Origin of the sequence: Flavobacterium zhairuonense (genome assembly GCF_004352915.1) — a bacterium.
Classification (GTDB): Bacteria; Bacteroidota; Bacteroidia; order Flavobacteriales; family Flavobacteriaceae; genus Flavobacterium; species Flavobacterium zhairuonense.
Genome location: NZ_SJSY01000076.1, coordinates 248,189 through 260,039 on the forward strand (window position 1 = coordinate 248,189; position 11,851 = coordinate 260,039).

11 protein-coding genes are annotated in these 11,851 nt (G+C 33.9%); 4 read left to right on the forward strand and 7 right to left on the reverse strand.

Features of this window, described 5'->3' with window-relative positions; genetic code table 11:
- The first annotated feature begins 24 nt into the window (after positions 1-24).
- The 3 genes from EYY60_RS20175 (at position 25) to pheT (ending at position 4,833) form a co-directional block, all read left to right on the forward strand.
- A complete protein-coding gene (locus EYY60_RS20175) occupies positions 25-1,335 on the forward strand; it encodes a TolC family protein (RefSeq protein WP_132991081.1) in 1,311 nt (436 codons plus the stop codon).
- 30 nt (positions 1,336-1,365) lie between these two features.
- Positions 1,366-2,229 carry a bestrophin family protein gene (locus tag EYY60_RS20180; protein ID WP_132991082.1) on the forward strand — a complete coding sequence of 288 codons (864 nt, stop codon included), beginning with the start codon at positions 1,366-1,368 and terminating at the stop codon, positions 2,227-2,229.
- Positions 2,230-2,412: 183 nt separating this feature from the next.
- Positions 2,413-4,833: a phenylalanine--tRNA ligase subunit beta gene (pheT, locus tag EYY60_RS20185; RefSeq protein ID WP_132991083.1), complete on the forward strand. Its 2,421-nt coding sequence runs from the start codon at positions 2,413-2,415 to the stop codon at positions 4,831-4,833.
- 48 nt (positions 4,834-4,881) lie between these two features.
- Here pheT and EYY60_RS20190 read toward each other — a convergent pair whose 3' ends face one another.
- The 7 genes from EYY60_RS20190 to EYY60_RS20220 all read right to left on the reverse strand — a co-directional run bounded on the left by EYY60_RS20190 (position 4,882) and on the right by EYY60_RS20220 (position 10,952).
- Positions 4,882-6,111: a peptidoglycan-binding domain-containing protein gene (locus tag EYY60_RS20190; RefSeq protein ID WP_132991084.1), complete on the reverse strand. Its 1,230-nt coding sequence runs from the start codon at positions 6,109-6,111 to the stop codon at positions 4,882-4,884.
- Positions 6,112-6,123: 12 nt separating this feature from the next.
- On the reverse strand, positions 6,124-7,797 hold the full coding sequence (locus EYY60_RS20195; protein ID WP_132991085.1) for a S8 family serine peptidase: 1,674 nt from the start codon (positions 7,795-7,797) through the stop codon (positions 6,124-6,126).
- Positions 7,798-7,807: 10 nt separating this feature from the next.
- A complete protein-coding gene (locus EYY60_RS20200; protein WP_132991086.1) occupies positions 7,808-8,269 on the reverse strand; it encodes a hypothetical protein in 462 nt (153 codons plus the stop codon).
- Positions 8,266-8,853, reverse strand: a complete 588-nt coding sequence (locus EYY60_RS20205) for a hypothetical protein (RefSeq protein ID WP_132991087.1) — start codon at positions 8,851-8,853, stop codon at positions 8,266-8,268. The genes EYY60_RS20200 and EYY60_RS20205 overlap by 4 nt, the downstream gene beginning before the upstream one ends.
- Positions 8,854-8,918: 65 nt before the next feature.
- Positions 8,919-9,650, reverse strand: a complete 732-nt coding sequence (locus tag EYY60_RS20210; RefSeq protein WP_132991088.1) for a hypothetical protein — start codon at positions 9,648-9,650, stop codon at positions 8,919-8,921.
- 18 nt (positions 9,651-9,668) lie between these two features.
- A complete protein-coding gene (locus tag EYY60_RS20215) occupies positions 9,669-10,073 on the reverse strand; it encodes a hypothetical protein (protein WP_132991089.1) in 405 nt (134 codons plus the stop codon).
- Positions 10,074-10,091: 18 nt separating this feature from the next.
- The gene (locus EYY60_RS20220; RefSeq protein WP_132991090.1) at positions 10,092-10,952 is read right to left on the reverse strand and encodes a hypothetical protein; all 861 of its coding nucleotides are present in this window, start codon (positions 10,950-10,952) and stop codon (positions 10,092-10,094) included.
- Between the two features lie 282 nt (positions 10,953-11,234).
- Between EYY60_RS20220 and EYY60_RS20225 the strand changes: the two genes are divergently transcribed.
- Entirely contained in the window at positions 11,235-11,672 is a 438-nt protein-coding gene (locus EYY60_RS20225; RefSeq protein WP_132991091.1) for a hypothetical protein, read from the forward strand.
- Positions 11,673-11,851: the final 179 nt, after the last annotated feature.

Consider the following 11,851-nt stretch of genomic DNA (forward strand, 5'->3'; position numbering starts at 1 on the left):
ATTTTCTGGCAAAAGAATATAAATATGAATATTAAGAATATATACAGCACTTTACTAATCATCTTTTTGTGCCTTGCAAAAACAAGCGCTCAAGGAGTTTTGACTATTGAAGATGCTACAAAAATCGCTTTAGAAAACAATTTTGAAATTAGAATTGCTAAGAACAATTCAAAAATAAGCGAAACCAATGTTACGATTGGAAATGCGGGATTACTTCCAACCGTTGCAGCTACAGTAAACGACAATAACAGTGTTACAAATTCATCACAAACACGTCAGGACGGAACAACAACTTCATTAAATAATGCCAAAAACAATACGTTAAGTTATGGAGTTGGCCTGAACTGGACTGTTTTTGATGGAATGAAAATGTTTGCACGTCTTGATCAATTAAAAGAGCTTCAAAAACTAGGTGATTCTGAATTAAGAAGAACGGTTTTGATCAAAATTGTCCAAGTGAATTCAGCTTATTATGATCTTGTACAGCAACAACATCAATTGGCTGCTTTAGACACAACAATCGTAATTTCAAAGCAGAGATTGACATTGGCACAAAACCGTTTCAGTATTGGAAAAGCTTCAAAATTAGAAGTTTTAAATGCTCAGGTTGATTTAAATTCAGATCAGGTTGCTTTGTTAAGACAAAAAGAAACCTACGCTAATGCAAAAATTTTGCTGAACCAATATTTAGCACGCGATCCTAAAATCGATTTCACTGTTACCGATTTAGTTACTGTTGATAACGCAATGAATTTAGCTGAATTATCTGATTTAGCGCATAAACAAAATCCAGCTGTTGAAGCTCAAATTATCAATAAACGAATTGCTGAACTTCAATTAAAGCAAATAAAAGCAGATCGCTATCCAGTTGTAAACCTTACGTCTGGTTATAATTTTTCAGAAAATCAGTCCAGTTTGGGTTTTACTAGTCAATCGTCTTCAAAAGGTTTTAATTACGGTTTTAACGCAAGATTGAACATATTTGATGGTTTGAATCAGCACCGAAATGAAAAAGTAGCACAAATGGAAATTGAAAATTCTCAAATTGCTATTGATCAGCAAAATATGATTTTGGATACACAGTTGAGCACCGCATTTCAAACTTACCAAACAAATTTGGGATTAATTGATTTAGAAGAAGATAACGTTACAATTGCCAAACAAAACTTAGATATTACGTTAGATAAATTTAGAATCGGAACTATTACAACGCTTGATTTCAGAACAGCGCAGTTAAATTATGTTAATGCAAAAGTACGTTACAGCAATGCTCAATATCAAGCAAAATTATCTGAAATTGCCTTGAGAGAATTAGCCGGAAATATTAATTTTTAATTTAAATTTGTTTTAACAAAACAAATATAGATGATCGCATACAATACAAAAGAGTGGTTTACTTTTATCTTTCATTTTCATAAATCAGATACCATTAGGCAATTATTCCCTGTAATGATTGGGATTGGCATTTATGCTGCGATTGTAGGATATGTAGAAGTGATTTATTTCGGAATTGATGAAAACCATTATCTTAAAAATATTCCTGTAATGCACGGAATATTAGGTTTTGTGATTTCACTTTTATTGGTTTTCAGAACAAATACTGCATACGACCGCTGGTGGGAAGCCCGAAAACTTTGGGGCGGATTAGTCAACAACAGCCGTAACTTTGCGATAAAACTTTCGGCTATTTTAAAAGATGAAAATGACCGAAAGTTTTTCAGAAAGTTTATTCCTGGCTATGCTTCCATCTTATACAAACATTTGAACAACTCCGAAACTGCGAAACAGCTTTTTGAAGATGTTGATTTAGAATTGGATCATCATAAACACAAACCGAATCAAGTAAAGCAAATGATGTACAATAAAATCAATGCTTTATATGAGGCAAAAAAGATAACTGGAGATCAACTTATCATCTTAAATGCCGAATTAGTAGCTTTTACAGATATTTGCGGTGCCTGCGAACGCATTAAAAACACACCCATTCCCTACTCTTACAGTGCTTTTATAAAAAAATTCATTTTCTTTTACATTATGACTTTGCCTTTTGGATATTCCTTGAGTTTGGGTTATTATGTAGTTCCTGTTGTTGTTTTTATCTTTTATGTTTTGGCAAGTTTGGAGTTAATTGCCGAAGAAATTGAAGATCCTTTTGGCGATGATGAAAATGATTTGCCAATCAAAAAAATATCTGAAAACATTAAAAGACATGTTGAAGAGTTGATTTAAATCTTCAATATTAAAGCCGTTTGAAAATTTCATAAAAGACATTCGTCTTTTATGAAAAATTGTTTATTACTTTTAAATTCCGACAAACGCCTCAAATTTGGGTTAAAAAACCAAATATTTTTTTTCTTTCTCCAATCCGCAATCCTTATATTTGTATCCTTATACAAGAATAATCAAACTAACATGAAAATATCTTACAACTGGTTAAAACAATTTATTAAAACCGACTGGACTTCAGAACAAACATCAGAACTTCTTACTGATTTAGGTCTGGAAGTTGAAGTTGTAGAAAAATACCAATCTATAAAAGGTGGTTTAGAAGGAGTTGTTATGGGGCATGTACTTACTTGCGAAAAACATCCTGACGCAGACCGATTGAAAGTAACAACTGTAAATATTGGTCAAGAAGCTCCTGTACAAATTGTTTGTGGCGCCTCAAATGTTGCTGCAGGACAAAAAGTTCCAGTTGCAACTATTGGAACAATTTTATACGATAAAGATGGTGCTGAATTTACTATAAAAAAAGGAAAAATTCGCGGACAGGAAAGCCATGGAATGATTTGTGCCGAAGATGAATTAGGATTAGGTACAGGCCACGACGGAATTATGGTTCTAGATGAGGCGTTAGTTCCTGGGACTCCAGCTGCAGAAGTTTTCAAAATTACAAATGACGAAGTTTTCGAAATTGGTTTGACTCCAAACCGTGCCGATGCAATGAGCCATTTCGGTACAGCTCGTGATTTAAGAGCTGGAATGTTGCAACGTGGTGTAAACGTTGAATTAATTACGCCATCTGTAAGCAATTTTAGAGTGGACATGCGTACACTAAAAATCGATGTTAATGTTGAAGATTCGCATTTAGCTCCAAGATATTGCGGTGTGACGATTTCTGGAATTACAGTTCAAGAATCGCCAGCATGGCTTCAAGATCGATTAAAAGCTATTGGATTAACTCCAAAAAATAATATTGTCGATGTTACTAATTATGTTTTACACGAATTAGGACAACCGCTACATGCATTTGACGCTGCAAAAATCAACGGAAAAGTAATCGTAAAAACATTACCAGAAGGAACAAAATTTGTTACTCTTGATGATGTTGAAAGAACATTACACAAAGAAGATTTGATGATTTGTGATGAAAAAGGCCCATTGTGTATTGCGGGTGTTTTTGGAGGAAAAAAATCTGGTGTTACTGACGGAACAACTACAATCTTTTTAGAAAGTGCTTATTTTGATGCTGTTAGCGTTCGTAAAACGGCTAAAAGACATCAATTAAACACTGATGCTTCTTTTAGATTTGAAAGAGGAATTGATCCAACAATTACAGAATATGCTTTGAAACGTGCCGCACTTTTAATTCAGGAAGTTGCTGGTGGAAAAATAACTTCTGATGTTGTGGAAGTTTATCCTAAAAAAGTAGAAGATTTTTCTGTTCTATTGAATTTCAGCCACGTTTATAAAATCATTGGGCAGGAAATTCCAAAAGATACGATCAAAAAAATATTAGTTTCTTTAGATATCAAAGTAAACAGCGTTTCTGATTCTGGTTTAGGATTGACAATTCCTGCTTACCGTGTTGATGTGCAACGTGAAATTGATGTTATTGAAGAAATTCTGCGTGTTTACGGCTACAACAACATTAATTTTTCTAAAAAATTCAATGCAACTGTAGCAAACTCACCAAGAACAGAAGATTATAAAGTACAAAATGTAATCGCCTCTCAGTTGAATTCACAAGGATTCCATGAAATGATGGCAAACTCTTTGACAACAGCGGCATATGCAAAACTTTCGACTTCATTAAAAGAAGAGCACAACGTAACGATGTTGAATCCTTTGAGCAGTGATTTATCAACAATGCGTCAATCTTTATTGTTTTCTGGATTAGAAGCTATTTCTTATAACATCAATAGAAAAAATTCGGATTTAAAGTTATTTGAATTCGGAAAATCATATCATAAATATTTGACTGGCTACGAAGAGCACAAACATTTGACTTTATTGATTTCTGGAAACAGAAACAAAGAAAGTTGGACAAATCCTCAAAAAACAACTGATTTCTTTTTATTGAAGGGATATGTAAAAGCAGTTTTGGCTCGTTTAGGTATTGACAAAATTTCGAATGCGCCAGTTCAATCTGATATTTTTTCAGAAGGAACTGCAATTTGCTACAACAATGATACTTTGGTTGAAATGGGAGTAGTTAAAAAATCCATATTAAAACACTTCGGAATCAAACAAGATGTGTATTATGCTGATTTCAATTGGGATTTAGTTTTGAAAATCATTACTGGAAAAATTAAATACACAGAAATCCCTAAGTATCCTGAAGTACGAAGAGATTTGGCGTTATTGATTGACCAAAGTACGACATACGAAAGCATTTTCAATTTGGCAAAACAAACTGAGAAATCACTTTTAAAAGATATCAACTTGTTTGATGTTTATGAAGGAAACAAACTTCCGGAAGGCAAAAAATCGTATGCTTTGAGTTTTACCATTCAGGATAATACAAAAACGCTTACAGATGCTCAAATCGACAAAATCATGTCGAAATTGCAACAAACTTTCGAAACGGAGCTTGGTGCAAGTTTAAGATAACAAAATAATTTTCAATGAAAAACCTAGCTTAACGGCTAGGTTTTTTTATTAAAAATTGACTCTCGTTGACAATCTCCTCGCTCCTGCCGAGTTTGGATGAATTTCATCTCGCCAATATTCTGAAGAATTTAAAAGTCCGCGGTAATCAATAATCCTGCTTTGAAAGCTATATCCGTAATAACTGAAATGATTCTTGATTTGACACAATAGAGCATAAAATTTGTCTAATAAACGAATAATGATATACGATCTTAAAATTTCATCGGCAATGCCCAAACGATCAAAAACCGGTTTTATCCAAGGACCCAGAGGCAAATCGACGCCTACAATTGAAGGTCTTACACCAAGCTTAAATAATGGATAATCGTAAGTATGCATATAAAAAAAAGTATTTGGCGTTGCGTATGTATTTACAATATTTCCAAAACTCAGATAATTTCGCATAATTGTACTGAAAATTGAATTCAAATTAACCGAATTAAACAGAGCACGATCAAAAGTATTTGTATTTAGAAATCTTTTATAGAAAATACATTTTTGATACAACGCATCTCCAGACAAACTTCTGAGTTCTGTCAACTTCTCTTGATCAGTAAAAAAGCTTGGATCGAAAGAAGTTACACCCGCATTTACTATTCTGCCCAACTGCGGAAAAACATCGTTTCCGCCTCCGCTAAAATAAATTCGGTCAATGCGATAACCGCTTACATATTGGACAAAATGAGCTCTGTCGGCATACATTTGTGAAGTTGTTTCTCCAAATTTTGCTAAATGCAGACAATTCAAATTCAATCTTTGATTTCGGTCTGTAATTGTATCGTATAAATCCAGAATAGTCGGAACCGGATAATCCAGCCATGAATCTCCTTCAAAAATAACATTCAATGTATTTGCGTTTCCGGCATTTCTTCTAAATAAAAATGAATTTGTTAAGAACGGCTGATGCAGGGATTCGTCTTCCGATTCAACCAGCGAAGTATTTACGCTATTCAATTGTTTCAGGGCATTATAAGTCACATCACCCGGATTAATGTTCCCAGTGACCTGAATGCTTCTATTCGCCTGAAAGTTAAGAATAGAGATAATGGTGCTATCCGTTTGATTATTTACTATACTCCCGCTGGTTTGCACGGGATAACCTAATGCTTTTAAATAATTTTGTATTAGTAGTACGTCAGATCTATTGTTTACTGCATTTAACCCTACACTGTTTACAAGTGCACTTACTACAGGAGGATTTTGATTTACAACTGAGGGATTTGAAATTAAATTTTCCATAATATTCCATGTTTATATTATTTTATTCGGATTGATATAGCCGTGTCCAGCTCTAAAAATCTCGAAATTATTCTCCTTAAATGAAGCGGTATCACAAGCGCTGAAAAGTTTTTTTCGTATTGAAACAATATCAAGATGTGGCTCTTTTTCTAGAATTTTCATTACTAAAGAAGCCACATAAGGCGCCGCCATACTGCTGCCACTTTTAGAAGTCAGTTTATTTGAAGCTCTGTTTTCTCTGCTTGAAGAAGAACATGATGACTTAATTTTAAAACCAGGCGCAACAAGCTCAGGCTTCATGCGTCCATCTGCTGTTGGGCCAGAACTGCTGAAAGACAAAATAGGTTTTGAGTCATCATTTTGATTATAAGCTCCAACAACAATACTGTATTTTGAATTGCAAATTGAATTTGTAGTATGGGTTTTATTTGCAATTGCAGGCAAAAAAATAGACTGTCCACCATCATCACGCTCAATATAACAATGATAACGTCCGTTTTTTACAGTTCTGCCCACCAATTCTATCGTCCAAAATTTCGAATCCAGTTTGCCGTTAACCAAAATATTGATTTGATTTTTTCCTGTATTAGGTTCGTTGCTTCTATGCAGGCAAATTCCGACTTCATCATTTTCTTTTAAAATTATTTCATCTTTAAAAGGTTTTGAAGAAAGCAAGAGTTTCATATTATCATCATATATATCCACGCTTAAAATATCGTCTCCATGATACCAAATTTCCATTTCATTTGGAGTCCGATCGTGTTTTTTAAACATCCATGGAATTTTGACCTTCTGATTTTCTTTGATATCTCCGTAAGTGTGCGCATTTGACTGATGATAATTTCCTGTACTTTGCACAATAGCAGTTCCTTTTCGTGTTGTCACAATATGATCGATGATTTGTTCAAATAACGTTTTTCCCATATGTGCATCCCCATGACCACCCAAACTCATATTAATTACCAAAGGTCTTTCACCAGCTTCATTCGTAATCAAACACAAACCTTCAGCACCTTTTACTGAATCGCCTAATGATAAATTAGATCCATTAACAAGATTAGTTCCCATATCAACTGCTATTATTGGCACATTTGGAGCGAAACTTTTGGGCGCAACTGAGCCGTTGCCACAGGCAATTCCGAGTACATGTGTTCCATGTGTTCCATTACCAAACAAATCTGATTTCCCTGGATGATAACCTAGTTTTTTAAACGGAAATTCATCTAACAAAGCTTCGTTTATTTGCGCTTTTGTAATAATTCTTCCATATCCATACTTATTGCCGTCATATCGATCAGATTGTACCCAAATTTTCTCGAAACGGGTTTTTCCATTACTTATAAAATCCGGATGGGTAAAATCGAAACCAAAATCAATAATTCCGAATACAACATTTGAAACAGCACCATCTAAAACATCATTTTTTTTATCCAGAATTTGTGTTTCAGGAGCATGTTCAACAGAATCATTAGCAGGAACAACCATTGCCGCTTTTAAGCTTTTTACCTTTTTACTTTGGTAAATTTGGCATAAAAAACGTCGATGAGTTCTAATACTCACAATCTTCCCAAATTCTGAAATGATTTTACAATTATCAGGATATTCGTTTTCTTTTTCTAAACGCATTAAAAGCGACAATTCTTCATCTGGATTTCCATATAAAATAACTTTGAGTCTCGGATCCATAATGTTAAATTTAGTGGTGCAAACGAATTGTAATTAACTTACTATCAATGGAAAAAAGTTCTGAATTTAGAAAATTGAAGTACAGCATTTCTTCGGTCATAGAACTGAAAACAACATCCAAATCATTATCTTGAGCTACAAAGCTGTTAATTTCATTTACATATTCGCTGTTTTCAAGATCAATACTTTTTAAGGCTTGAATGAAATCTTGATCTTTTTGTTCAAGTTTTGAAAAATCAGGATCTTCTGAAACCTTTTTCAATAATTCCAGTGTTTTTTCAATTGAAAAAATCTTTTTCGGAATCAATTCCTTAAACAACTTTGTCTTTTCTTCTTCGGCTTTTTTTGAGAATTTTAGATTTTTCGCATAAAAGCTTGGGCGAATTGAGTTTATTTTCTTTAAAATTTGGGTCGTGTTTTCTTCGATTTTATCTAATCGAAGGGTTTCTTCATGAGTGACAGCGGTTTTCATCTTTTTACATTTTTAACAGGTGGTTTTTGGTCGGAAATTGTAGAAGTTCCTGAAACTGATTCTGGTTTAGAGATTGCTTCTAATCTGCTTTTAATTTCCTGAATAGCAATATTTATATCAGTATTACTCTTCTCTAAAGCTTCAATTTTTGGATTTAATTTTTCGGCGATAAATCTTTCAACTTCGCCTTTGTTATTTTCTGAAATTGCCGCGATTTGATTTTGCAAATTTGATGTGTTTTCTAAAATCTTCGTTTCTAAACTTTGTAAGGTTACAACATTAACAGAAGTACTATCTGTAGTTGCTGTCCCTTTTGTTTCGTCAGAAGTGTTTCCTGCTGCATTTGAAGTAGTTGTTCCCGTACCAGGAATAACATCTCTTTCTTCATTTGCTTTATTAGCAACAAATTTATCACCTTCAATTTTAGCCTTGTTTTCTATAATTAAATAGTTCAGCAATGGATTTTCAGAAACTGCCCCCGCTAAAAGTGCTGTATTCGTAATTTCCTGATTTCCTGAAACATTATAGAAACTCGCTCTGCTGTTGGCAATTACATAATTGATTAATATACTAAATGGATTCATCTTGCATAGTTTTAAGGTTAATAGAAAATAAAGGGCAATTGAGGATCAACTGCCCTCTCTATAATTTACTTATTCATCATCATCATCATTGCAATAGGCAAAATATTGTTGTTATTTGCAGTATTGCCTTGATTTTGCTGAGACATTATAAGTACTAATGGCAACATCATGTTTGAATTGTCTGATTTTCCAGAACCTGAATCCCCCATTGTAGTCATCATTGGCAATAACAAAGACAGGGTCTGATCTACATAAATCGCACTTGTATTTGTCTTTTCAACTATTTTTGCCTCATGTGCAGGTCCATTAGCATCGCCAACCGTTTTTGCTGGAATGATTTCTAAATTTTCAGGCTTTAATTTTGGCTGATTCAATAATGACCCCATCATGCTCATCATTTGCATATTTTTTAAAACCTTTGTTTGATTATCGCCTTTTCTGGCGTCTATCTTTGCAAGTTCTGTATGCTTTTGATCTAATGCAACCAAAGTTTTATTCGTTGCAATTGATGTTTTTTTCAACTCATTTACCTGATTTGAAATCGCATCCAATGATTTTTTCAATTCGCTTTTAGTGGCGTAATCATTAGCTCTTCCGCTCAAGGCTTTTCCAAAGTTTGACTTTTGTTTAACTGCAGAACTTATACTAGGTTTAATTCCTTTTATGAAAGGTTTCTTTTTTACAGCTTCATCATAACTTTCGTCATAACTTTCTAATAAATCTTCGCTTAAAAGATCTTCATTGAAATAATCTTCATTTAATAAATCTTCGTCTAAATAACTTTCAAAATAGCTCATAATTTTAATTTTTAATGGTTAATTTTTGTTGAAATAATGTTTGTTATATTTCTGGATGGCTGGCTGAATATATTTGTTGAAAAGAATAAAATCTGGAACATTGTTGCCTGGTTTTCCAGTACCGAAGCATTCTGGGCAGTCTGGATTATCTCCAAAACATTCTGTGCAGGCACCAATCGCTTTTGCTAAATCATCATTTTGATTTAATTCAAATTCCAGCTGAAATTTCAGCCCTTCAATTATGGTAAAAAGTTTATGATTGATTTTTTTTAGTTTCTTAACTCTTTCCACAAGTTCTAAATCAATTTTTGGGATTTCTTTTTCCTCTTCAGGCTCTTTTTTTTCCATCATGGGCTGCATAAGCTCAAAATATTTAGCCATTTCTGGATTATGTTCTTTCAAATATTCTAAATAAGCATCCATCAGTATAACTTTTAGGTTTTATAAACTTGCAATAGAATTTTCAAGTCTATTGATTCGGTTAGGAGTATTTGTGCCAACAAACTGTCCATATTGATCAACGTAGTAATCTTCTGTTGGAATTAATCCTCCGTTGTAATATTCATATAAAATATTCTCTGTCAAATAATTAACACTTTCAATTAATTCAGCGAAAGAATGGCTTTCAATTGGCGCATTTGGACTTGCAGTACCTAAGCTTTGCTGTGCCTGGCCTGCCTGAAATTGAGGATTGTTAATCACGCCACCTAATTGATTATACAAGCCTTGAACTCTGCCAATATCCTGCGCCGCTTGCGGGCGCAATTGTACCGGATTATCTTGCACATATTGCTGAATTGCTGGAACTGCAGCTCTACCTGCGTTCGCCAGATAACGTCCTGTGTCGCCTAAAGCTTGTCTAAAAGCCGACGGTTGTGCCGGTCTGCGTTGTGGCTGAGGCGCCGGTCTGTAGGGCTGTTGCGGTGCTGGTCTGCGTTGCGGCTGACGGCTATTGTCTAAAGCGGCGCTACCAGCTCCGGCTAAATTACTAACCAATCCTCCAACGGCGCCACCAATTTGAGGCGCGCCAAAATATGTACCAACGGCAGTTCCAACAATTGGAGCTACAGCTGAAACACCGCGTAGAACTCCAGAACCAATACTGCTCGCAACATTTCCTAAACTTGACCAAAATCCTTCTGCCTCACTTTCGGTCATTTGATTTACTCTTGATAAAAGGACATCTTCTAATTCACTTTCGCTTAAATTAGAATATTCTGGCCCTAAAACATATCGTACAGCTTCAAAATAATTGTCTTCGCTGAATGATTCTCCCTGAAAAACTTCATGATATAAACTCATAACTTTTAGTATTACAATTTGTTCTTACTCTATTAACAGGCTTTTCAGATTTCGCCTATCCATTTTGTGCACAAAAGGAACGATGTAAAATTGTTTCTTTATAATTTCTTACAAAACAGTACTTTAACCCAAATTTTTAAATAAATTTACCCTTACAAAAAAGGGGATATTTCCCCTTGCCCGCTGTAAGGCTTTAAAATAATTTTGCCCATACTATTTGATTAAAACAGTAGTCAACAAATCAATTAAACCATCAATTATTAAAGATTTAATTTTATCATTATGGAAAGAGAAACTGGAAGACCGACTCAATTAATTACTAGAAAATTTGCAAAAGAATTGCATTCTAATTTTATGAAATACCGAGCCAGCATTATTGCTAAATACATTAAAAAAGAAGATGCCAATGCTGTTTGGTTTTCTGTCGAAGAACTTGAAAATTATATTCATTATATAAAATCAAAAGGTGAAAAGACAGGATATGACGTAAATGGAATTCGTATTTATTTTGGAGTATATCCCGAACAAAAAAAATATGAAGAAAAAGCTGGTTTAATGACCGTTTTTTTACAAGCTACAGGAAAGAAAATAAGAAAGGTGGCTAAAGAAGGAGAAGTACATACTCTTGCTTTAATGATGGAAAATGGAGAAAGCGACATTTCAAGTATCGAACCAATGAATTATGGCAGTATCGGAAGACCGCCTGCTTTAGAATATTAAAAAATATGTTTGAATTTTTACGATTTTACACTTTCTATTTAGCTTTATGTTCTGGAATTATTGGATTGCTATGCATGCACAAACTTCCAAACCTTAGAGCTAAATTTTTAGTAGTTCTAATTTGGTTTTCTGTAGTAATTGAAAGAGTTGGATATTATTTCACAGAATGGACCGGATTA